Origin of the sequence: Mesorhizobium sp. M0563, assembly GCF_040321065.1 — a bacterium.
In the GTDB taxonomy this organism is placed as follows: Bacteria; Pseudomonadota; Alphaproteobacteria; order Rhizobiales; family Rhizobiaceae; genus Mesorhizobium.
Genome location: NZ_JAMYQV010000041.1, coordinates 1 through 20,769, shown reverse-complemented (window position 1 = coordinate 20,769; position 20,769 = coordinate 1). Strand labels below are relative to the sequence as shown.

The window sequence follows — 20,769 nt, the reverse complement described above, 5'->3', positions numbered from 1 at the left end:
ACCACCGTGCCATGGCCGCTCGCCCTTCAGAGCAAGCGCCGTTCTCTCTCCAAAACTTTTTGCAGAACCTTCAGGACACTATCGGTGATTCTGCACCACTGCATTCTTCGGCGGATGTCACGGCATGGATCCCAGGGTCTGCGCTCCGCTTTGCGTTCGCTCCGCCCTGGGATGACGAAGCCATCGACGGCTGTTCCCAAAAACAAAACGGCCCGCCTTTCAGCGGGCCGTTCATATATTAAGTCGGCAGTCTGATTACTGAGGGGCCGGTGCTGGTGCCGGGGCCGGGGCCGGGGCTGGCGCGGGTGCAGGTTCTGCCGGAGCGGGAGCCGGAGCGGGTGTTGCCGGAGCTGGCGCAGGAGCCGGTTCGGCTGGCTTCATCGGCTCGGCAGGTGCTGGAGCCGGAGCCGGTGTGCTGGCTGCGGGCGGTTCGGCAGGCGCAGGTGCCTCGCTACGTCTTCCAAAAACATAATAGGCGACAATTGCCAGGATAACGACGACCAGGGCAATCAGCCAGCCGCTGCCGCCGCCGCGTGGCCGTGCGGTACCCGGTGAGGTGAATGGGTCGTTCGGATTGGGTGTGTTCGCCATAAAAGTGTCCTCCGTGGATGAAAAACATCAAGTAATAGCCATCAACGTACAATCGTTGAATCGGTTTCACATTAGGCGTTGAAAACGCCGAAAACAGGGCAATTCTGATCCGGAATCGCTTGCAGGCATGCATTTCCACCGCAAAATGGGTTCGATCGAGCCAAACCGAACCTTTTTCAGTTTCTTGGCACGAAGCGCGGGTGGTCCGCCGTCGCGCCACGGCAATGATTCGGTGTGCAACTCCGCCGTGTTGTTCAGTTGACGGCGGTCACCGTATAGCCAGTCTTGCGGAAACCCTCGACCAAGCCTTGCTCGCCGGGAAGGTGCATGGCGCCGACCGCCATGAAGACATTGCCGTGGGCGAGGATCGGCGCTGCCCGATCGACCATCACCTTGTTGCGGCTGGTGATCATGGTCTGCTCGAATTCGGCGTAACCCGATTGGTCGTCGACCTGTTCGGGGATGACGGCCCGAAACAGCGGTACGTACATGCCAGTGTCGCCACGCCGGTAAAGCACGATCATGGTTTCGTTGACGTCGTTCACCTTGTCGCCAAGCTTCAGCGTATCGACCAGCCCCTTCAGGTGAAAGGCGATCGGCAGCGAAGCCATGGCGCGCAACTGGTCGGCGATTGTCTCCAGCCCCTCGACTGATTTGCCCGAAGCCTCGGCGTCCTTGGCAAGCTTGACGTCGAGCACCGGTGCGCCGCCAGCTTGGCGGGCGACTTCGCATGCAGGCAGCGCCACCATCGCCGACAGCAACCAGGGCTTCATCTTGGCGACGGTCGCTGGCGGGATGCCACGCGCATCGAGCGCCTTGTTGACCACCGCCGCATCCTGCGGCGACAGCAGCGACGAAAGCGTCGTCTTGTCGGTGAACATCATCAGATCCGGCTCTTTCAGCAGTGCGGCCATCATCTTCTGCTTGTCGAGCACTTCGGTGGTCTCGATGATGACGGTGCCAGCCGCATCGAATGCCTTCTGCGCGGCGGGCGGCAGCGTGGTGACGCGCGGGTCGGTAACGTGCATGGTGCCGAACAGGAAAGACGGTTTTTCGCCTGATTTTTCGAGCTTCCACAGCAGGCCCTTGCCGTTCGGCGTCACTGCCGCGTCCGCCTCGATCTTGCGGTAGGTGGCCGGGTCGTCCTTTTGCAGCGCGCCCAGCATATCGGTACCGGCGCAGACCGGGATCTCGGCGCGTGCCTTGCCTGCGGCGAGCAGCGCGATGATGAGGAAGGAGAGGAAAAACAGGGCGTTGAGCGCGACAAGCAGCTTCAGCGACACATGGGTCGCGCGGTCGGCGATGGCGATGAGGCGTTTCATGCTGCGGTTCTAGGCGCAAAAAGCGGCAAAACGGTTAATCGGCGCATCAAAATTGTTGCGAGATGGCCACCAATCAAGCATCCATCACGCACGCGGATGAGCTGCTTCGTAAATCTCGAGCAGCCTGGCGGTGTCGACACCGGTGTATATCTGGGTTGTCGACAGGCTGGCGTGGCCGAGCAACTCCTGGATGGTGCGCAGGTCGCCGCCGCGCCCAAGCAGATGCGTTGCAAAGGAATGGCGCAGCGCATGCGGCGTCGCCGTGTCGGGCAGGTTGAGCGCCGAGCGCAGCTTGGCCATGTCGCGCTGAACGATTGCCGGGTTCAGCGGGCCGCCGCGGGCACCTCGAAACAGCACGCCCTTGGGATCGAGATGATAGGGACACAAGCGGCGGTATTCGGCAATCGCCCGCAGCGCCACCGGCAGCACCGGCACCAACCGCGTCTTGCCGCCCTTGCCGGTGACGCGCAGCACGGTCTCACCAGGCGAGGACAGATCGGCGCCCGACAGGCCGAGCGCCTCGGAAATGCGCAAGCCGGACCCATAGAGCAGGGTCAGCACGGCGGCGTTGCGCGCGGCGATCCACGGCTCCTCCGCCAGTTGGCCTTCCACCGAGACGACGTGTTTTGCATCGCTTGCGGTCAGCGGCTTGGGCAGCGATTTCGGCTGCCGCGGCGCGCGCAAGGCTGCCGCACCTGCCGCATTGGCGAGGCCGCGCCGTTCCAGGAAACGCAGCAGCGAGCGGATGCCGGCTAGGCCGCGCCCGAGCGTGCGGGCGCCGGCGCCCTCGGTACGGCGGGCAGCGAGAAAGCCGCGCAGATCGGCGGGGCGCAGATCGGCGATGTCGGAAATGCCGGGCGAGCCGCCGCAATGGCCGGTCAGGAAATGCAGGAACTGGCGCGTGTCGCGCTCATAGGCCTCGACGGTTTCGGGCGACAGCCGTCGTTCGCGCGCCAGCATCTTCAGCCAGGCCTCGCGCGCCGCCTGTAGATCGGGTTTTGCCGGTATGAGGAATTCCTGCATTGCGCTCTTCCAGTTCTCCGCCATCTTCCGGCACGCGGGTTAGGAAGCGGTGAAGAGCGGCATCATTGAAATGACGACGGGCTGGGGTTAGAGCAAGGCAAAGGATTTTCCGCAGATGAGCAAGCCGCAAAACCCCGTCCAGATGGCCGTGATCGGTGCCGCGCATGGCATCAAGGGCGAATTGCGCGTCAAGAGCTTTACCGGCGACCCGCTGGCGCTGGCCGATTACGGTCCGCTCTACGCCAGGGATGGCCGCGCCTTCCAGATCGTCGATATCAGGCCTGCCAACACGGTGGTGGTGGTGCGTTTCAAAGGCGTCAGCGATCGCAATGCCGCGGAGGCGCTTGCCGGCACCGAATTGTTCGTCGACCGTTCGGTGTTGCCGGATGAGGGCGAAGAGGATGAATTCTACCATGCCGACCTCGTCGGGCTGGAGGTCAAGGATGACACTGGTGCGGTCATCGGAAAGGTCGTCGCCGTGCATAATTTCGGCGGCGGCGACATTCTCGACGTGACGCTGGCGGGGCGCAAAGGCGTGCTCATCCCGTTCACGCAGGCCGCCGTTCCGGAAGTGTCGATCGCCGGCGGCTTTGTCCGCATCGATCCGGCCGCCGCAGGGTTGGTCGAGGACGAGGACGGCGAGCCTGCCGGCCGCGACAGCTTCGACCCCAAAGGCAGGCCGCGCGGGCCGCGGGACGCCGGAGGCAACCGGTGAGTTTTTCCGCTTCGGTGCTGACGCTCTATCCCGAGATGTTTCCCGGCGCGCTCGGCCTGTCGCTGGCCGGACGCGCGCTGGAGACCGGCATTTGGTCGCTCAAGGCGATCCAGATCCGCGACTTTGCCAGCGATCGTCACCGTACTGTCGATGACACACCGGCCGGCGGTGGCGCCGGGATGGTGATGCGGGCGGACGTGCTGGCCAGCGCCATCGACCATGCCTCGCCGCCGGGCGATCTGCGTCCAAAACTGCTAATGAGCCCGCGCGGCAAGCCGCTGACGCAGCGCCGTGTGCGCGAGCTCGCCGGCGGGCCGGGTGCGGTGATTGTCTGCGGCCGCTTCGAAGGCGTCGACCAGCGGGTCATCGAATCGCGAGGCCTCGAGGAAGTCTCGATCGGCGACTTCATCCTGTCCGGCGGCGAGCCGGCGGCACTTGTGCTGTTAGACGCCGTGGTGCGGCTGCTGCCCGGTGTCATGGGCAATGCGGTGTCGGGCGACGAAGAGAGCTTTGAGAACGGCCTGCTCGAACATCCGCACTACACGCGGCCGCAGGAGTTCGAGGGCCGGCCGATCCCCGAAGTGCTGATTTCGGGCAATCACAAGAAGATCGCCGCCTGGCGGCGGGCCGAGGCGGAAAAGCTGACGAAAGAGCGAAGGCCTGATCTTTTGGCCGCTCAGCCCTTGTCGAAATAGTAAAACGCCAGGAACAGGCCGACCGCGATGACGAAGCCGCGCACCGCGTTCTGTGGCACGCGCCTGGCGATCCAGACGCCGGCATAGCCGCCCAGCGCGCCGCCTGGGATCATGATGATCGCCTGCAGCCAGGCGATGACGCCGCCGGAGACAAAGACCAGGATGGCGACCGCAGCTATGACAACGGCCAGCATGTTCTTCAGTGCGTTCAGCCGGTGATAGTCGCCGGACTGGGTGAGGCCGAGCGTCGCCAGCATCATGACGCCCATGCCCGCGCCGAAGAAGCCGCCATAGACGGCAGTGGCGAACTGCGCCAGCGATCCGACCAGCGAACCCACCGCGGCCTCATGCTCCGGCTTGGGCGCCGGCTTCAGCCATGGCCCGGCAGCGAACAACGCCGTCGCCGCCAGCAGCAGCCACGGCACCAAGGCGCGGAACGACGGGTTGTCGAGCCCTAGAAGGATGAGCGCGCCAGACAGCGCACCGAAAGCCGAAATGAGGCTGAGCAGCAGTGCGCCGCGCCAGAAATGCTTGATGTCGTGCCAATAGGCGAGCGTCGAGGTGATGTAGCCAGGAAATTGCGTCACCGACGATGTCGCATTGGCGACGATCGGCGGCAGGCCGGCCAGGGTCATGGCGCCAAAGGTTATGAACGTGCCGCCGCCGGCAACTGCGTTGACCGCGCCTGATAGAAAGCCGGCGAGAAAGAGCAGGACCGCGTCCAAGATTGGCATGAGGGGTGTCGTCGCTGGAGGAAAATGCTTATCTTCCGGCTTAGAAAGCTTGACGCGCGGGCGCAACCCCCTGGACCACAAGCGATCATGGGATTGCCACAGCGGGCGCCAGTCAAAAGAAGCAGCGCCAAAAAAGAAACAGCGAAGGCGTGACAAAGCGCCGAAATAGCTGTATGTGCGCGCCGAACCGGAAGAAAATCTGCCAAGAGCGATCTTCTGGCCCGTCAACAATGACGGTGTAGTCGCCCCTGCCCGATGTTCTCGAACAGACGTTCTCGAACGAAGGGCATAGCCGAGCGGTCGATGCGACTGCAAGGCGAGTGTCGGACGCTCTGACTGTCGGAAGAACAAGAAGTGGATTTATGAGATGGATATCCTCCGTCAGCTCGAGGCCGAGCAGGCCGCCAAGATCGAAGCCAAGCGCAAGCTTCCCGAATTCCAGCCCGGCGACACCGTGCGCGTCCAGGTCCGCGTGACCGAAGGCACCCGCACCCGTGTCCAGGCCTATGAGGGCGTCGTCATCGCCCGCGCCGGCGCCGGTTTCCAGGAGAGCTTCACCGTTCGCAAGATCTCCTACGGCGAAGGCGTGGAGCGTGTGTTCCCGGTCTATTCGCCGATGGTCGAGGGCGTCGAGATCGTGCGCCGCGGCAAGGTGCGTCGCGCCAAGCTGTATTACCTGCGCGATCGTCGCGGCAAATCGGCCCGTATTTCGGAAAACACCGGCGTGCGCGCCCGCAAGCTGAACGACGAAGAGCGCGATGCGCTGAACGCCGAGAAGGCGCGCATCGAGGCCGAGAAGGTGGCCGCCGCCCAGGCGCTGGCCGCCGAGAAGGCAGCGCAGGACGCCGCCGAGAAGAAGGCCGCCGACGAGGCAGCCAAGGCCGCGGAAACAGCTGCCGCCGAATAAGGCGTCTTCAAAACCCATGTTTTCGGAAAGGCGGCTTCGGCCGCCTTTTTGTTTCGCGAGGTGGATTCGATTTTGCCAGTCCCGCAATCGATACGGATCGTTCCGTAATGCCGTCGTTGAAAGCATCGGAAATCCATTTTCGTGCCGAGCGGCGCATCGGAGCGGCTTGCAAGGCGCCTGCGGAAAGCTAAAGTCGGCGCCGGATTTTCCTGCATGCCTCGGCCGATCGAGGCGGTTCAGTTCCTGGGGAGCATAGTCATGATCAATTCGAAACTGCTGCTGGCCGGCCTGCTGGCTTGCCTTCTTGTGCCTGTCGCGGCTATGGCGCAGGTGTTGCCCGACCTCGGCGGCAAGAAAGTGGTGGTGGTGACGGAAAACGCCTATCCGCCGCTGCAGTTCATCGATGCCAAGACCGGCAAGCAGATCGGCTGGGAATATGACGCGATGAACGAGATCGCCAAGCGGCTGAATTTCAAGGTCGAGTACCAGAATACTTCCTGGGACGCGATGATCCAGGCGGTTTCCGACAACCAGTACAACATTGGCATGACCGGCATCACCATCAAGGACGACCGCAAGCAGAAGGTCGATTTCTCCGACCCGTATATGCGCTCGGAACAGTTCATGCTGGTGCGCGGCGACGAGAAGCGCTTCAGCGATGCCAAGACGTTCGCTGCCTTCAAGGACGGGCTGATCGGCGCGCAGGCCGGTACCACGCCGTTCTACACCGCGGTCTACAGCGTCCTCGACGGCAATGAACAGAATCCGCGCATCAAGCTGTTCGAGACATTCGGCGCGACGGTGCAGGCGCTGAAGTCCGGCGACGTCGACGTCGTGCTCACCGACGGCACTGCCGGCAAGGGCTATGTCGATGCGTCCAATGGCGGCCTTAAGCTGATCGGCGGCCCACTCGGCACCGAGGATTTCGGCTTCATTTTCCCCAAGGGCTCCGACCTGGTGAAGCCGGTCAACGCGGCAATCGCCGCGCTCAAGGCCGACGGCACGCTCGACGCGCTCAACAAGAAGTGGTTCCTCGACTACAAGATGGGGCAGTAGGACTTTTGTCGCGGGTGCCGGGTGATGCGCGGGAACTCGTGCTGACTCTGGGCGACTCTGTCACCGGTATTGCTTGATGCCGCCGGCGCCCCCAGCCTCCGCCAAATCCGACTTCCCGTGGTGGCTTGCCGTGGCAGTGACGATCGCCTTGGCCGCCGCCATCTTCATCGCCGCCAGCGACCTCTATGCCCAGGTGTTCGCGACCGTCGCCAAGGGCATCGGCGTCACCATCTTCGTCACCGTGGTCGCCTTCACGCTGGCTTGCGCCATCGGGCTTGGCGTGGCGCTGATGGGGCTGTCGGGCTCACGCTGGCTCAGCCAGATCGCCCGCTTCTACGTCGAGATCATCCGCGGCGTGCCGATCCTAGTGCTGTTGTTCTGGATCGCCTTTGCTGGCGCGCCGGCCTTCGTCGCGGCATGGAACGCGCTGACGGCGCCGCTGCAAAGCGCCGGCCTGTTCGGTGAGCTGCTGGTACGCGACGTGTCGCTGCTATGGCGCGCCATCATGGCGCTGACCATCGGCTATTCCGCTTTCATCTCGGAGGTCTTCCGCGCCGGCATCCAGGCGGTCGAGAAGGGTCAGATCGAGGCGGCGAAGGCGCTCGGGCTGACGCGCACGCAGCGCTTCCGGCTGATCGTCTTTCCGCAGGCGATCCGCACCATCCTGCCGCCGCTCGGCAATGATTTCGTCGCCATGGTCAAGGATTCCTCGCTGGTCTCGGTGCTCGGCGTCGCCGACATCACCCAGATGGGCAAGATCTACGCCGCCGGTTCGTTCCGCTTCTTCGAAACCTATTCGATCGTCGCCTATATCTATCTCATCCTGACCGTCGGTCTGTCGCTGGCGTTGCGGGCGCTGGAGAAGCGGCTGCGGCACCGGCATGGGGAATAGAAGGCAGGCGAAAACGGCGCTACCATCGAACGAATGCGACCGGGGAGAACCATGATCATCGACAAAGCCAATGCGGCGCTAGAAGCAGTCTACACGGCCGACACGCCTGAGGCGCTCGCCAAAGCCTATGCGCAATGGGCTGCGACCTATGACAGCGAAACCGCGGCGCTCGGCTATCTCCTGCCGTTCCTGATCGCCGCCTGGGTGGCGCGCCACGTGCCGTCAGGCGAAGGGCCGCTGCTGGACGCCGGCTGCGGCACCGGCCTGTCGGGGCCGTCGCTGAAGGCACTCGGCTACCACCATATTGCCGGGCTCGACCTGTCGCAGGACATGCTGAAAATCGCCGGCAGCCGGCAGGCCTACAGCGAGCTGAAACAGGCGATGCTCGGCGGGCCATTGCCCTGGGCGGACGGGTATTTTTGCGCCTTCTTCTCGACCGGCGTGTTCACCATCAGCCACGCGCCGGCGTCCGGCCTGCGTGAACTGGTACGCATCACCAGGAAGGGCGGCCACGCCATCTTCACCGTCCGTGACCAGGTATTTGAAAGCGGCGGGTTTCAAGCCGTGTTTGACGAACTGGAGCAGGCGAAAAAATGGCGGCCGGTCGAGGAGAGCCCATGGTTCCGCTGCTATGCGATCGCCGAGCCCGACGCGCTGGTGAAGACGTTTGTGTTCGAGGTGCTGTGAAGCGCCTGCGAAGGCCGCCACGATTGCTGAAAAGCCAAAACATTGATAAGAGCAGCGCCATGGAAGAGCTTTTTGGCGATCCGGCCTATAAGGGTTTCGTGCTGCAGGACAGAAAACGCCTGCCGTCGCGATTTTCGGCGCGCGTCTGCGGGGCGCTGACCAGCCGACTTAGCTAAGGCAGACTCGCCGGGCTGTTTCGCCGGGCCGACCGGCGTCCTTTTCCTTTTTTTAAATCGACGGATTTACGCAAATGAGCGCACCGCCCACCCTCTACGACAAGATTTTCGACGACCATGTGGTCGACCGCCAGGACGACGGCACCTGCCTGCTCTACATCGACCGCCACCTCGTCCACGAAGTCACCAGCCCGCAGGCTTTCGAAGGCCTGCGCATGACCGGCCGCAAGGTTCGGCATCCGGAAAAGACGCTGGCCGTGGTCGATCACAATGTGTCGACCTCGCCGGAACGCAAGTTTGGAATCAAGAACGAGGAAAGCCGCATCCAGGTCGAGGCGCTGGCCAAAAACGCCAAGGATTTCGGTATCGAATACTATTCCGAGAAGGACATCCGCCAGGGCATCGTCCACATCATCGGGCCGGAGCAAGGCTTTACGCTGCCCGGCATGACCATCGTCTGCGGCGACAGCCACACCTCGACGCATGGCGCGTTCGGCGCGCTGGCGCATGGCATCGGCACCTCGGAAGTCGAGCATGTGCTGGCGACGCAGACGCTGATCCAGCGCAAGGCAAAGAACATGCTGGTGCGTGTCGACGGCGCGCTGCCGGAAGGCGTCACCGCCAAGGACATCATCCTTGCCATCATCGGCGAAATCGGCACGGCCGGCGGCACCGGCTATGTCATCGAATATGCCGGCGAAGCGATCCGTGCGCTGTCGATGGAAGGCCGCATGACGATCTGCAACATGTCGATCGAAGCCGGCGCCCGCGCCGGCCTGATCGCGCCCGACGAGACCACCTTCGCCTATGTCAAGGACAAGCCGCGCGCCCCCAAGGGCGAAGCCTGGGATGCCGCGCTCGCCTATTGGAAGACGCTGCAGTCCGACGAAGGCGCGCATTTCGACAAGGTGGTCGTGCTCGACGCGGCAAAGCTGCCGCCGATCGTCTCCTGGGGCTCCTCGCCCGAGGACGTCGTTTCGGTCCAGGGCATCGTGCCGAACCCGGACGACATCACTGATGAGAACAAGCGCACCTCCAAGCAACGCGCGCTCGACTATATGGGCCTGACGCCGGGCACCAAGATCACCGATATCGAGCTCGATCGCGTCTTCATCGGCTCCTGCACCAATGGCCGCATCGAGGATCTGCGCGCCGCCGCCAAGGTGATCGAGGGCAAAAAGGTCAATCCGCGGGTCCGTGCGATGATCGTGCCGGGCTCCGGCCTGGTCAAGGAACAGGCCGAGGCCGAAGGTCTCGACAAGATCTTTGTCGCCGCCGGTTTCGACTGGCGCGAGCCGGGCTGCTCGATGTGCCTTGCCATGAACGACGACCGGCTGAAGCCGCATGAGCGCTGCGCCTCGACCTCGAACCGCAATTTCGAGGGCCGCCAAGGCTTCAAGGGCCGCACCCATCTGGTGTCGCCGGCAATGGCGGCAGCAGCAGCGATCGCCGGCCATTTCGTCGATATCCGCGAGTGGAAATAGCGCAGGGCACGCAGTCGGATATGAGTTGCCCGAGCCGCAGTGCGGTTCGGGCATTTCTTCAGCTGGGGCGCCTGACGAATTCGTGGAATCCCTCACGGCGGCCGGGTTGGTCCTTTGCGACGACCAGCGCCAGTTGGCGCTCGTCGAAGAGCTTGAACCATTCGTCCCATTCGACCAGTTCATAGCCGCCGGCATTGATCGGGCGTTCGGCCTCGTCCTGATCCTGGTAGGCGTGCTGGCCGAAGACCAGCCTCAGCATGGCCTGGGTTCCGGCTTCAGGCGACACGTCGACGATCGCCGGAAAGCCGGCGCGCGCCGCGGCCCTTGAGCGAATTGCATCGTGATCGTCAGCATGATCGTGTCGGCCATCAGAGCGTCTCCTGGTTGCCGTCGTGAAACGCCGCCCGCCGTTCCCGGTTCCGTCCAGCAGCTTCACCGATGAATCCGTCGTATATTCGCCTCCGCTTAACCGCTTGTTTGGGCTTCCGCTCTAATGTCTCCTCAGGGGAAGCGAGGGGAACTTACAGCGCTTGGACACCGGCCTGCTCATAGCGCTGCTCAATCCAGGCATCGCCCTCACACTCGGCGCGGCATTTCTCGTGCTGTGGTTCTATCAGCGCCACCGTCCCTATCTGATCGTGCTGGCGGCGGGCTACTCGGCCTCGGCCGCAGGCTTCCTGCTCCAGTATTTCACGCTGCCGGTCGGTATGGCGCCGACCAAGCTCATGTCCATCCTATGCTTCACCTTCGCGACCTGCTGTCTCGCCGGCGCGGTCATCGCGCGCTACGGGCGGCGCGTGCCGTATCCAGCGATCGGCATTCTGGCGGCCGGCGGCCTTGCCGCGGTCTCATGGTTTCTCTTTGCCCGGCCGGATATCACCTGGCGGATCCTTGCCATCAATTTCAGCTTCGGCGGCATCAGCCTGGTTGTCGCCGCCGAGCTGCGCGTGGTGCGCAACAACGGCCCGACGGAAATGATCCTGTTCGTGCTGTCGCTGCTTTCCGGCCTGAACTTCCTGGTGCGGACCCTTGCCGTCGTCATCGCGCATGGTCCATTTGCCAGCTATGAAGGGCTTTACTCCTCGTCCTATTGGACGACGGCACTGCTGTCGCATGCGCTGCTGTCGCTGCTTATCGCGCTTTGCCCGTTCGGCGCCGCCGCGCTCGATGTGATGAAGGCCCTGAAGACCGAAACCCTGACGGACCCACTATCGGGCCTGCTCAACCGCCGCGGCTTCGAGGAGCGCGCCATGCTTGTCCTGCAGCACTGTTCAACGGCGCAATTGCCGGTTGCGCTGGTGCTTGCCGATCTCGATCATTTCAAGGCGCTGAACGATCAGCATGGCCACGCGGCCGGGGATCGCGTCATCGCCGACTTCGCTGCCAAGCTTCTATCGGCTGCAGGTACGGGCGGCGTTGCCGGCCGTATCGGCGGCGAAGAGTTCGCCGTGCTGTTGCCGCTCAACGACCTTGGCGCGGCAAGATTGTTTGCCGAAGCCATTCGCACGCTCTATTCGGCGGGCAGAATCGACGGACTTCCGCCCGACACAAGAGTGACCGCGAGCTTCGGCGTGGCCGCCCGCACCAGCGACGAAGGGCTGGACCCGCTGATGCGCCGCGCCGACGAAGCGCTCTACAAAGCCAAAAGGAGTGGCCGCGACAGCATATGCCTGTCCTATCAGCGGCCTGAAACGGTCGTCCTTCCCAATCGGACCAGTGCTGGCTGAGCGTCAGCGGCGGCTTCGAATTAACGTCTTTTTCGCGCTTGGTGATTTGCTGTTCGGGGGGAGTGCCAAAAACGCAATGGGCAGCGCCAATTTCATCCTGGTGATCAACCTGTTCGTTGCCGGGCTGCTGGCGGCGGCCTTCATGACGATCGCCGTCTATGACGCAGGACGGGTGTCGGCACGCTGGCTTGCGTTCGGCTATGTACTGGGCATGGCCTATTTCGCCATCGAATTCAGCATCCCTGCCTTCGACAATGCACGACCCGTGGTTGTCGCAGCCTTTGCCGCTTTCCTTGGCGCTACCGTCGCCTTCAATGGCGGGCTTGCCCATAAATACGGCGTTTCGCGCCCTTGGCCGCCGATGCTCTTCTTCCTGGTCTTCGCCACCGTGGCGGTCTACTTCGTACAGGACCTGCCACGTCAATCCTTTGTGCGAATGGCGGCCTACCAGCTTCCCTATGCGGCTATGCAATTCACCGGGCTGACGATCGTCTTGTCGTCCAGGCAAAGACGCGAGCGGCTCGACTATATGCTGATGGCTGTCCTGGCAGCCAGCACCTTGCAGTTCGCCAGCAAACCCTTCATCGCCCATACGCTTGGCGGCTGGGGCGCCAACCCGCAATCTTATGCGCAGACCAGCTACGCGTTGGTGTCGCAGTCTATCGGCACCGTGTTCGGCCTGGCGCTTGCGCTGGTGACGTTGGCTATCCTGGTCCGCGACGTGCTCGCCGAGGCGACGTCGAAATCGGAAACCGATACGCTTTCACGGCTGCTCAACCGTGGCGGCTTCGAGCGCCATGCCGAGATCGCACTGCGCGACGCCATGCGGCGGGCTGTCTCGGCGGCACTGGTCATTGCCGATCTCGACCATTTCAAGCGCATCAACGATACGTACGGCCACGCGTCCGGCGATCGGGTCATCGAGACCTTTGCCGGTTTTCTCCGCGATGCCGCGGCCGACCATCATGTCGCCGGCCGGATCGGCGGCGAGGAATTCGCTATTTTCCTGCCGGGGACCAATCTAGCCGCCGCCCGGCTCTTTGCCGAGGGCACGCGTACCGCCTTCGGTGCCACGCCCATCGACTGCCTGCCGGCGGATCATCGCTGCAGCGCCAGCTTCGGCATTGCCGAGCTTGGTCCGGGCGAAAGCTTTTCCGACCTGCTGCGGCGCGCCGACAAAGCGCTCTATCAGGCGAAGGGCAGCGGCCGCGATTGCGTGCGTGTCTCGGCCGGGCCGGCTGCTGCCCAGCCGGCGCCGGCGACAAACGGCAGCGCGGCCGTCAGCGGCACGGGCTGAGCTCCGGCATCTCGCCGTCGGAGAGGCCGTACATATAGCTGCGGCCCTTCACGAAAACCGGCGGCCTGTAGCAGTCGCCGTTTCGGACCTCATCCGAGTCGTTTTCATAGATCACCTCGGGCTGGCCGGCGCTGGTGTAGTCGGACAATTCCTTGGCCAGCTTGCCCTCGCCGACGAGGATGCGCTTGTAGCCGGCGGCGCTTTCGATGACTAGGTTGCCGAAGGAATCGGCATAGACGCGGTCGTGGTGGCGCGTTCCGGCGAATGCCGGTGCGGCGATGCCGACGGCGAGCGCCGCCAATAGGAACCCACGAAGGCACGATCTTGCTGAATTCGAATGCATGGCGAGCTGCTCCATTGCTGAGAGGCAAGCCTCCTCGAATCAGAAATTAACCTTTTATTAACCTTTGTTAAGAGGGCAACCGCCGCCGCCGCGAGGTCTCGGAAAACATGGTTAATATTCGAGCGGCCACCGGCCATCATTCGGCCATGCTTGTTCCCACCATCGCCGGCATCGAGCGCGACTCAAAAAGCATGAAATCCGGCGGCTTGCCGGGGCATCGCGGCCGGTTTCGAGGCGCGGGGAAGCAGCATATGAGATTACGCCGCACGTTTCGAATAGCGCTGGCCGTCTCCTCGCTGCTGGCTGCCGCCGCCTGCACGCCGCAGACCAGTGCGCCCAAGCTCGGGAATACAGTGGCCGCTTCTGTCGCGATCACTCCAACCGAATCGACACCGCAGCCGCGCACGGCGACCTACAAATGCGCCGACGGGAGCATGATGACCATCGAGAATCTCGGCACGTCGGTGCGTGTGCTCGGCCCGGACGGCACCAGCTCCGAGCTGCCGGCCTCACCCGCCAATCAGACCAGCCGGTACGGCGAGGCGCATGACGCAATTGTGATCGACGGGCGCGACGCATTGGTGATGAAGGGCGGCGCCTCACCGGTGGCCTGTACACGCTGATCGACCCGGCGCGGCAGCCATATTTTGCAGTGCAGCGACATTGTGCCGGCTCAAGGCCACCGCCCTAATCGATTGAAGCTGAAACCTTCGCTTTCATCAGACTAAATTACGTTTTCAAAACGGTTTTCCGGCTTTGACGCGGTGCAAAAAGAGCATTAGAAACCGGCTGTCCGAAGTCGCAACCGGAAGCGGTAATGCCGCATTTCCACCTGAGGCTCCAGAGACGCCGAACTGGGGGAGCCATGAGCAAATCACCAGCCACCCGCGAATTTACCAGACGTGAACGGCCGCTTTCGCCGCATCTGACCGTCTATCGGCCGCCGATCACCATGACGATGTCGATCGTCCACCGCATCACCGGCGGGGCGCTCTATTTCGGCACGCTGCTGGTCGCGCTGTGGCTGATGGCGGCGGCGAGTTCGGAGGCGACCTTCAATGCCGTCAACTGGGCCTTCGGCTCGTGGCTCGGGCGGCTGGTGCTGTTCGGCTACAGCTGGGCGCTGATGCACCACATGCTGGGCGGCGTGCGCCATCTTATCTGGGACACGGGGGCCGGGCTGGAAAAGCATACGGCCTCGAGGATCGCCTGGGCGACGCTGGCCGGCTCGGTCACGCTGACGCTGCTGATCTGGATCGCCGGCTACATGGCGCGAGGAGCCTGAGATGAGCGGCAAGAACACCGACATGCGCACGCCGCTGGCCAAGGTCCGCGGCCTCGGTTCGGCCCGCGAGGGCACCGGCCATTTCTGGCGCCAGCGGCTGACGGCGATCTCCAACATCCCGCTTGTCCTGTTCTTCGTCGGCTTCCTGATCGCACTCAACGGCGCCAGCTATCTCGAGGTGCGCGCCGCACTTGCCAATCCGTTCGTGGCACTGGTGCTGGCGCTGGTGCTGTTGTCGGTGCTCTACCACATGCGGCTCGGCATGCAGGCGATCATCGAAGACTATGTGCATGGCGAGGGCACCAGGTTGGCGCTGCTCGCGCTCAACACATTCTTTCCCGTAGTCGTCGGCGTCGCTTCGGTCTTCGCGCTGCTTAAACTGGCATTTGGAGGCTGATTTTTGGCCAAGGACGCGAAGAACGCCAATACGGCTTCCGCCTATAGCTATGTCGACCACAAATTCGACGTCGTGGTCGTCGGCGCCGGCGGTGCCGGCCTGCGTGCGACGCTCGGCATGGCCGAGCAGGGCCTGCGCACCGCCTGCATCACCAAGGTTTTCCCGACGCGCTCGCACACGGTCGCCGCTCAGGGCGGCATCGCCGCCTCGCTCGCCAATATGGGCCCCGACAACTGGCAGTGGCATCTCTTCGACACGGTCAAGGGCTCGGATTGGCTGGGCGATACCGACGCGCAGGAATACATGGTGCGCGAGGCGCCGGCGGCGGTCTATGAACTCGAGCATTACGGCGTTCCCTTCAGCCGCACCGAGGACGGGAAAATCTACCAGCGGCCGTTCGGCGGCATGATGATGAATTTCGGCGAAGGGCCGCCGGTGCAGCGCACCTGCGCTGCCGCCGACCGCACCGGCCACGCCATGCTGCATACGCTGTACGGTCAGTCGCTGAAGCACAATGCGCAGTTTTTCATCGAGTACTTCGCGCTCGACCTGATCATGGAGCCGGACGGCACCTGCACCGGCGTCGTCGCCTGGAACCTCGACGACGGCACCATCCACCGTTTTTCGGCCAAGATGGTGGTGCTGGCGACCGGCGGCTATGGCCGCGCCTATTTCTCGGCCACCTCGGCGCATACCTGCACCGGCGATGGCGGCGGCATGGCCGCACGCGCCGGCCTGGCGCTGCAGGACATGGAGTTCGTGCAGTTCCACCCGACCGGCATCTACGGCGCCGGCTGCCTGATCACCGAGGGCGCGCGCGGCGAGGGCGGCTATCTCGTCAATTCCGAAGGCGAGCGCTTCATGGAGCGCTACGCACCGTCGGCCAAGGACCTTGCTTCGCGCGACGTGGTCTCGCGCTGCATGACGCTGGAGATCCGCGAAGGCCGTGGTGTCGGCCCGAAGAAGGACCACATCTTCCTGCATCTCGACCATCTCGACCCGGCCGTGCTGCACGAGAGGCTTCCGGGTATTTCGGAATCGGCAAAGATCTTTGCCGGCGTCGACCTGACCAAGGAGCCGATCCCGGTGCTGCCGACCGTCCATTACAATATGGGCGGCGTGCCGACCAATTACTGGGGCGAGGTGCTCAACCCGACCGCCTTGAACCCGGACCAGGTGTTGCCCGGGCTGATGGCCGTCGGCGAGGCCGGCTGCGCCTCGGTGCACGGCGCCAACCGCCTGGGTTCGAATTCGCTGATCGACCTGGTGGTGTTCGGCCGTGCGGCGGCGATCCGGGCCGGCAAGGTGATCGACCGCACATCGGCGATCCCCTCGCCAAACGAGGCCGCCGTCGAAAAGATCATGGACCGCTTCGACCGGCTGCGGCACGCCAACGGCTCGACGCCGACAGCGGTTTTACGCGAAAAGATGCAGAAGGCGATGCAGGAGGACGCTGCGGTGTTCCGCACCCAGGAATCGCTGGAAAGCGGCTGCAGGCGCATTTCGCAGATCTGGGGTGAACTCGGCGACGTCAAGGTGTTCGACCGCTCGATGATCTGGAACTCCGACCTGGTCGAGACGCTGGAGCTGGAAAACCTGATGGCCAACGCTATCACCACCGTCTATGGCGCCGAAGCGCGCAAGGAAAGCCGCGGGGCGCACGCGCGGGAGGACTTTTCGGCCCGCGACGACGCGAACTGGCGCAAGCACACGCTGGCCCGGCTCAACGAGGCCGGCGAGGTGGCGCTCAGCTACCGGCCGGTGCACACCGAGACGCTGCTCAAGGAGGCAGACGGCGGCATCAATCCGGCCAAAATCGCGCCAAAGGCCAGGGTGTATTGAGATGAGGCTGCTGGCGGTCGCGATGCTTTCCATTGCCGTCAGCGGCTGCGCAACGTCGGCTGATACCGTCTATGTTTATGATAACGCTGATAAAATATCAAAGTCAGTGAACGACATCCCGGTTTGGAGGGACGCCTCCAGCGCGCAATCGTCAAACAGGTTTTGGTTCGAGAAAGGCAACGGGCCGGTTAGTTGCGTAGGGGACGGGCATTTGCCAGCCCGGGCCGCGAGAAGGCAAATCGTGGGGAAAGCCGTGGAAGTGCGCGTATACGGCAGTTGTACGGGATTCGTAAATTCCCTTTACGTTCACGCGGAGAAATAGGGTGGCGTTGACGACAACGGGATATTCCGGCACGCCCCTTCCGGCCAAGCTCGGCCTGAAGGACGGGATGATTGCCGCCTTCGTCGCCTTGCCGCCCGAGCTGGACGACCTTGCCGAAGCAGTGGACTTTGCCGAGCTCGACCGGCTGGCCAACTGGTCAGCGATTTCAGGCGTTCATGAGAAATACGATGCCGTGCATGCTTTCGCCCGGCGGCGTGTCGAAATCGAGGACCGTCTTGGCGACGTAGAAGCGGCGATTAAGCGGCACGGCATGGTTTGGGTGTCGTGGCCAAAGAAGGCATCGAAAGTGCCGACCGACGTCACCGAGGACGTTATCCGCCCCGAGGCGCTGAAGCTCGACCTCGTCGACGTCAAGGTCGCCGCCATAAACGGGATCTGGTCCGGGCTGAAGCTCGTCATCCGAAAGGACCTGAGATAATGGTCGAACTCACGCTTCCGAAAAACTCGAAGATCATGGCCGGAAAAACCTGGCCGAAGCCGGAGGGCGCGACCAACCTGCGCGAATACCGCATCTATCGCTGGTCGCCGGACGATGACGAGAACCCGCGCATGGACACGTATTTCGTCGACATGGACGATTGCGGGCCGATGGTGCTCGACGCGCTGCTCTGGATCAAGAACAAGATCGACCCGACGCTGACGCTGCGCCGTTCCTGCCGCGAAGGCATTTGCGGCTCCTGCGCCATGAACATCGACGGGTCGAACACGCTGGCCTGCACCAAGGGCTGCGACGACATTTCCGGCGCGATCAAGGTCTACCCGCTGCCGCACATGCAAGTGGTCAAGGACCTTGTGCCCGACCTCACCAATTTCTACGCCCAGCACGCCTCGATCGAGCCGTGGTTGAAGACGGTGTCGCCCGAGCCGGCCAAGGAATGGCTGCAGAGCCATGAGGACCGCGAAAAGCTCGACGGGCTCTACGAGTGCATATTGTGCGCCTGCTGCTCGACCTCCTGCCCGAGCTACTGGTGGAACGGCGAGCGCTATCTCGGCCCGGCGACGCTGCTGCAGGCCTATCGCTGGCTGATCGATTCCAGGGACGAGGCAACGGGCGAGCGGCTCGACAATCTCGAAGACCCGTTCCGGCTCTATCGCTGTCACACGATCATGAACTGCGCCCAGACCTGCCCCAAGGGGCTCAACCCGGCCAAGGCGATCGCCGAGATCAAGAAGATGATGGTGGAGCGACGGGTTTAGCAGCAGATGAAGCAGCTACCTGCCGATTTTTCATCTGACGCCGTCGCGGCGATCCGGGCGCGACTCGATGTCGTGCGAACGCAAGGCGTGACGATCCTGTTCGCCATCGAAAGCGGCAGCCGCGCCTGGGGGGTTCCCGTCTCCCGACAGCGACTATGACTGCCGTTTCGTCTATGTCAGGCCGGCATCGGATCACCTTGTGTTGGAACAGGCACGCGACGTGATCGAATTTCCCATCGAAGGCGAGATCGATGCCGGCGGCTGGGATCTGCGCAAGGCCTTGCTGCTCGGGCTCGGCGGCAATGCCGTCATCGTCGAATGGGCAAAATCATCAATCGTCTACGAAGAGGTCACGGGATTTCGGCGGCGCCTTCTCGACCTGCTTGCCGAGATCGTCGATCCGGCAAAAGTAGCGCGTCACTATCTCGGCCTGGCGCGTTCACATGTTGCCAAGATCGGCAGCTTTTCCGGCGAGGTGAAGCTGAAGAAGCTGTTCTATCTCATTCGACCACTGGTCGCGTTGGACTGGATGGAGCAGCGCGGCCTCGCCGGTCTACCGCCGATGAACCTTGGCGAGTGCATCGACCAGATCGAGATGCCAGCGCAGGCAAGCGATGAAATCCGCAGCCTGATCGACCGCAAAAGCCAGACGCGGGAAATGGGGACCGGTCTCATCCCGACGGCGATCGCGCGCTATCTTGAGGCGCGCTATGGTCACCACGAAATGAACCTTGCCGGCGTGATCCGGGATGAAGCCCGCCAGGCGCGAAACCGTGTCCTTGCAACCGACTTTTACCGCCGGGAGGCTGAACTTCAATGAGCGATGAGCTTCCCATCCTCTCCCCCATCGAGGCGCGTGTGCTCGGCTGCCTGATCGAGAAGAAGGAGCTGACGCCCGACGTCTATCCGCTGACGCTCAATGCGGCACTTGCCGCGGCCAACCAGAAGACGGCGCGCGAGCCGGTAATGTCGGTCGAGCTTGCCGAGGTTAGAAGGGCGCTTGGCCAGCTCGAGCAGAAGGGCCTGGTCAGGCAGGTGTTCGCGTCGCGCGTCGAGCGCTATGAGCATGTCGTGGCGCAGCGCTTTTCCCTGACCTCGGCGCAGATCGCGCTGCTCGGCCTGTTGCTGCTGCGCGGCCCGCAGACGGCCTATGAATTGCTGGCGCGAAGCGAGCGCATGGCACGGTTGCCGTCGATCGACGAGCTTCGCGGCAATCTCGATCTGCTGATCGGCCGCAGGCCGCCGCTGGTGCAGCAGATCGACCGCGGCCCGGGCCAGCGCGAGGACCGTTATGTCCAACTGCTCAGCGGGCCGGTGCAGCTGTCGGCTGCCGCGGCGCCCCAGCAATCGCCCTTGCCGGCCTCGGATCTGGAAATGCGCGTGCAGGCCCTCGAGCAGGAGGTCGCGGCATTGCGCGCCCGCCTCGACGCGCTGACCGGCGAGGGGCACTGAATCGCGACCTCACCTCCTGCTGTAGACGCCGCTCGCCTCGCCCCCGGATCGACCAGCCGCAACTGCCGGCCATTCAGCTGCCAACTCAGCGAGACCGGCTTCAGGTCGCCGGCGCCGAACTTCCAGGTGCCGGTCAGATCGGGCCGGCAGCCATTGACGGATTTGTAGGTTCCGGCCTTAGGCGTGAAGACCAGCGTCGAGCCGTGCACGGTCGTCGTGCCCGTCTTCAGCGTCAGCGACTGGATTTGGCCGCAGCCGTCGACCAGCGAGGATTCGAACAGCGCATATTGCGTGCGCCCGTTGGCGCTGAAGGTGAAGGAGATGCTGCCGCCGCTGCCCGGCGCACAATGGCCGAGCGTCGTGCAATAATCGCCGCTGGCGACTGCAAAGCCCCATTTGCCGACAAGTGCTGGTGGTATCGAGCCCTGGCGCGAACGGGCTGTCCGCCCCTTGCCTTGGCCGGCGGCATCGGCCGGGCCGACGGCCAGGCAACCGGTCAGGCCCGCCAGTGTGACAAAAAGATAGTGTCCTGAAGGTTCTGCAAAAAGTTTTGGAGAGAGAACGGCGCTTGCTCTGAAGGGCGAGCGGCCATGGCACGGTGGTG

General features: G+C 63.5%; 24 protein-coding genes. 19 read left to right on the top strand and 5 right to left on the bottom strand.

Annotated elements, in window-relative coordinates; translation table 11 throughout:
• The coding region (locus NKI50_RS30185; RefSeq protein WP_352718609.1) for a hypothetical protein at positions 1-242 on the top strand (242 nt) is incomplete at its 5' end.
• A 603-nt stretch (positions 243-845) separates the two neighbouring features.
• Here the strand turns inward: NKI50_RS30185 and NKI50_RS30180 are convergent.
• Both NKI50_RS30180 and NKI50_RS30175 read right to left on the bottom strand, forming a co-directional pair.
• A complete protein-coding gene (locus NKI50_RS30180) occupies positions 846-1,913 on the bottom strand; it encodes a TraB/GumN family protein (protein ID WP_352588030.1) in 1,068 nt (355 codons plus the stop codon).
• Positions 1,914-1,997: 84 nt separating this feature from the next.
• Positions 1,998-2,936 (bottom strand): tyrosine recombinase XerC, encoded by a 939-nt coding sequence (locus NKI50_RS30175; protein ID WP_036245843.1) that lies wholly within the window; start codon positions 2,934-2,936, stop codon positions 1,998-2,000.
• A 115-nt stretch (positions 2,937-3,051) separates the two neighbouring features.
• Between NKI50_RS30175 and rimM the strand changes: the two genes are divergently transcribed.
• Both rimM and trmD read left to right on the top strand, forming a co-directional pair.
• Entirely contained in the window at positions 3,052-3,651 is a 600-nt protein-coding gene (gene rimM, locus NKI50_RS30170) for a ribosome maturation factor RimM (RefSeq protein ID WP_023722717.1), read from the top strand.
• Entirely contained in the window at positions 3,648-4,346 is a 699-nt protein-coding gene (trmD, locus tag NKI50_RS30165) for a tRNA (guanosine(37)-N1)-methyltransferase TrmD (RefSeq protein WP_031195242.1), read from the top strand. The genes rimM and trmD overlap by 4 nt, the downstream gene beginning before the upstream one ends.
• Here the strand turns inward: trmD and NKI50_RS30160 are convergent.
• Positions 4,328-5,080, bottom strand: a complete 753-nt coding sequence (locus tag NKI50_RS30160) for a sulfite exporter TauE/SafE family protein (protein ID WP_023722715.1) — start codon at positions 5,078-5,080, stop codon at positions 4,328-4,330. The two genes, trmD and NKI50_RS30160, sit on opposite strands and share 19 nt — an antisense overlap.
• Positions 5,081-5,447: 367 nt before the next feature.
• Between NKI50_RS30160 and rplS the strand changes: the two genes are divergently transcribed.
• From rplS to leuC, 5 genes are all read left to right on the top strand, one after another.
• Positions 5,448-5,987, top strand: coding sequence for a 50S ribosomal protein L19 (gene rplS, locus NKI50_RS30155; protein WP_023722714.1), 540 nt, complete (start codon positions 5,448-5,450; stop codon positions 5,985-5,987).
• A gap of 258 nt (positions 5,988-6,245) precedes the next feature.
• Positions 6,246-7,043 (top strand): transporter substrate-binding domain-containing protein, encoded by a 798-nt coding sequence (locus NKI50_RS30150; protein WP_031195240.1) that lies wholly within the window; start codon positions 6,246-6,248, stop codon positions 7,041-7,043.
• A 76-nt stretch (positions 7,044-7,119) separates the two neighbouring features.
• The gene (locus NKI50_RS30145; protein WP_352643740.1) at positions 7,120-7,935 is read left to right on the top strand and encodes an amino acid ABC transporter permease; all 816 of its coding nucleotides are present in this window, start codon (positions 7,120-7,122) and stop codon (positions 7,933-7,935) included.
• Between the two features lie 51 nt (positions 7,936-7,986).
• Positions 7,987-8,622 (top strand): class I SAM-dependent DNA methyltransferase, encoded by a 636-nt coding sequence (locus NKI50_RS30140; RefSeq protein ID WP_352643741.1) that lies wholly within the window; start codon positions 7,987-7,989, stop codon positions 8,620-8,622.
• Positions 8,623-8,872: 250 nt separating this feature from the next.
• Positions 8,873-10,282, top strand: a complete 1,410-nt coding sequence (gene leuC, locus NKI50_RS30135) for a 3-isopropylmalate dehydratase large subunit (protein WP_352718605.1) — start codon at positions 8,873-8,875, stop codon at positions 10,280-10,282.
• 58 nt (positions 10,283-10,340) lie between these two features.
• On the opposite strand, the gene NKI50_RS30130 is transcribed toward leuC, so the two are convergent.
• Positions 10,341-10,718, bottom strand: a complete 378-nt coding sequence (locus tag NKI50_RS30130) for a hypothetical protein (protein WP_352718604.1) — start codon at positions 10,716-10,718, stop codon at positions 10,341-10,343.
• Between the two features lie 94 nt (positions 10,719-10,812).
• Here NKI50_RS30130 and NKI50_RS30125 point away from each other — a divergent pair, with 94 nt between their 5' ends.
• Complete coding sequence (locus tag NKI50_RS30125) at positions 10,813-12,009, top strand: GGDEF domain-containing protein (RefSeq protein ID WP_352718601.1); 1,197 nt, start codon at positions 10,813-10,815, stop codon at positions 12,007-12,009.
• Positions 12,010-12,085: 76 nt separating this feature from the next.
• Positions 12,086-13,306, top strand: coding sequence for a GGDEF domain-containing protein (locus NKI50_RS30120; RefSeq protein ID WP_352643745.1), 1,221 nt, complete (start codon positions 12,086-12,088; stop codon positions 13,304-13,306).
• Here NKI50_RS30120 and NKI50_RS30115 read toward each other — a convergent pair.
• Positions 13,290-13,649: a hypothetical protein gene (locus NKI50_RS30115; protein WP_031195239.1), complete on the bottom strand. Its 360-nt coding sequence runs from the start codon at positions 13,647-13,649 to the stop codon at positions 13,290-13,292. The genes NKI50_RS30120 and NKI50_RS30115 overlap by 17 nt on opposite strands.
• Positions 13,650-13,900: 251 nt before the next feature.
• Between NKI50_RS30115 and NKI50_RS30110 the strand changes: the two genes are divergently transcribed.
• From NKI50_RS30110 to NKI50_RS30070, 9 genes are all read left to right on the top strand, one after another.
• Positions 13,901-14,272 carry a hypothetical protein gene (locus tag NKI50_RS30110; RefSeq protein ID WP_352481039.1) on the top strand — a complete coding sequence of 124 codons (372 nt, stop codon included), beginning with the start codon at positions 13,901-13,903 and terminating at the stop codon, positions 14,270-14,272.
• Between the two features lie 242 nt (positions 14,273-14,514).
• The gene (gene sdhC / locus NKI50_RS30105; protein ID WP_352643746.1) at positions 14,515-14,934 is read left to right on the top strand and encodes a succinate dehydrogenase, cytochrome b556 subunit; all 420 of its coding nucleotides are present in this window, start codon (positions 14,515-14,517) and stop codon (positions 14,932-14,934) included.
• A gap of 1 nt (position 14,935) precedes the next feature.
• Positions 14,936-15,331: a succinate dehydrogenase, hydrophobic membrane anchor protein gene (gene sdhD, locus NKI50_RS30100; protein ID WP_352643747.1), complete on the top strand. Its 396-nt coding sequence runs from the start codon at positions 14,936-14,938 to the stop codon at positions 15,329-15,331.
• 3 nt (positions 15,332-15,334) lie between these two features.
• Complete coding sequence (gene sdhA / locus NKI50_RS30095) at positions 15,335-17,173, top strand: succinate dehydrogenase flavoprotein subunit (protein WP_352643748.1); 1,839 nt, start codon at positions 15,335-15,337, stop codon at positions 17,171-17,173.
• A gap of 323 nt (positions 17,174-17,496) precedes the next feature.
• Complete coding sequence (locus tag NKI50_RS30090) at positions 17,497-17,934, top strand: DUF3052 domain-containing protein (protein ID WP_352643749.1); 438 nt, start codon at positions 17,497-17,499, stop codon at positions 17,932-17,934.
• A complete protein-coding gene (locus tag NKI50_RS30085; protein ID WP_023722699.1) occupies positions 17,934-18,713 on the top strand; it encodes a succinate dehydrogenase iron-sulfur subunit in 780 nt (259 codons plus the stop codon). The genes NKI50_RS30090 and NKI50_RS30085 overlap by 1 nt, the downstream gene beginning before the upstream one ends.
• Before the next feature lie 6 nt (positions 18,714-18,719).
• Positions 18,720-18,872: a DNA polymerase beta superfamily protein gene (locus NKI50_RS30080; RefSeq protein WP_352588046.1), complete on the top strand. Its 153-nt coding sequence runs from the start codon at positions 18,720-18,722 to the stop codon at positions 18,870-18,872.
• 40 nt (positions 18,873-18,912) lie between these two features.
• Positions 18,913-19,533 (top strand): nucleotidyltransferase domain-containing protein, encoded by a 621-nt coding sequence (locus NKI50_RS30075; protein WP_352718596.1) that lies wholly within the window; start codon positions 18,913-18,915, stop codon positions 19,531-19,533.
• Positions 19,530-20,165 carry a YceH family protein gene (locus NKI50_RS30070; protein ID WP_023722697.1) on the top strand — a complete coding sequence of 212 codons (636 nt, stop codon included), beginning with the start codon at positions 19,530-19,532 and terminating at the stop codon, positions 20,163-20,165. The genes NKI50_RS30075 and NKI50_RS30070 overlap by 4 nt, the downstream gene beginning before the upstream one ends.
• The last annotated feature ends 604 nt before the right edge of the window (positions 20,166-20,769 follow it).

Excerpts from the sequence above, each read along its gene's own strand:
- NKI50_RS30080 (WP_352588046.1), top strand. The coding sequence starts at position 18,720 with ATGAAGCAGCTACCTGCCGATTTTTCATCTGACGCCGTCGCGGCGATC.
- NKI50_RS30150 (WP_031195240.1), top strand. The coding sequence starts at position 6,246 with ATGATCAATTCGAAACTGCTGCTGGCCGGCCTGCTGGCTTGCCTTCTT.
- sdhD (WP_352643747.1), top strand. The coding sequence starts at position 14,936 with ATGAGCGGCAAGAACACCGACATGCGCACGCCGCTGGCCAAGGTCCGC.
- NKI50_RS30175 (WP_036245843.1), bottom strand. The coding sequence starts at position 2,936 with ATGCAGGAATTCCTCATACCGGCAAAACCCGATCTACAGGCGGCGCGC.
- sdhC (WP_352643746.1), top strand. The coding sequence starts at position 14,515 with ATGAGCAAATCACCAGCCACCCGCGAATTTACCAGACGTGAACGGCCG.
- rimM (WP_023722717.1), top strand. The coding sequence starts at position 3,052 with ATGAGCAAGCCGCAAAACCCCGTCCAGATGGCCGTGATCGGTGCCGCG.
- NKI50_RS30140 (WP_352643741.1), top strand. The coding sequence starts at position 7,987 with ATGATCATCGACAAAGCCAATGCGGCGCTAGAAGCAGTCTACACGGCC.
- leuC (WP_352718605.1), top strand. The coding sequence starts at position 8,873 with ATGAGCGCACCGCCCACCCTCTACGACAAGATTTTCGACGACCATGTG.
- NKI50_RS30120 (WP_352643745.1), top strand. The coding sequence starts at position 12,086 with ATGGGCAGCGCCAATTTCATCCTGGTGATCAACCTGTTCGTTGCCGGG.
- NKI50_RS30085 (WP_023722699.1), top strand. The coding sequence starts at position 17,934 with ATGGTCGAACTCACGCTTCCGAAAAACTCGAAGATCATGGCCGGAAAA.
- NKI50_RS30160 (WP_023722715.1), bottom strand. The coding sequence starts at position 5,080 with ATGCCAATCTTGGACGCGGTCCTGCTCTTTCTCGCCGGCTTTCTATCA.
- NKI50_RS30180 (WP_352588030.1), bottom strand. The coding sequence starts at position 1,913 with ATGAAACGCCTCATCGCCATCGCCGACCGCGCGACCCATGTGTCGCTG.
- rplS (WP_023722714.1), top strand. The coding sequence starts at position 5,448 with ATGGATATCCTCCGTCAGCTCGAGGCCGAGCAGGCCGCCAAGATCGAA.
- NKI50_RS30070 (WP_023722697.1), top strand. The coding sequence starts at position 19,530 with ATGAGCGATGAGCTTCCCATCCTCTCCCCCATCGAGGCGCGTGTGCTC.
- NKI50_RS30110 (WP_352481039.1), top strand. The coding sequence starts at position 13,901 with ATGAGATTACGCCGCACGTTTCGAATAGCGCTGGCCGTCTCCTCGCTG.
- NKI50_RS30115 (WP_031195239.1), bottom strand. The coding sequence starts at position 13,649 with ATGCATTCGAATTCAGCAAGATCGTGCCTTCGTGGGTTCCTATTGGCG.
- NKI50_RS30145 (WP_352643740.1), top strand. The coding sequence starts at position 7,120 with ATGCCGCCGGCGCCCCCAGCCTCCGCCAAATCCGACTTCCCGTGGTGG.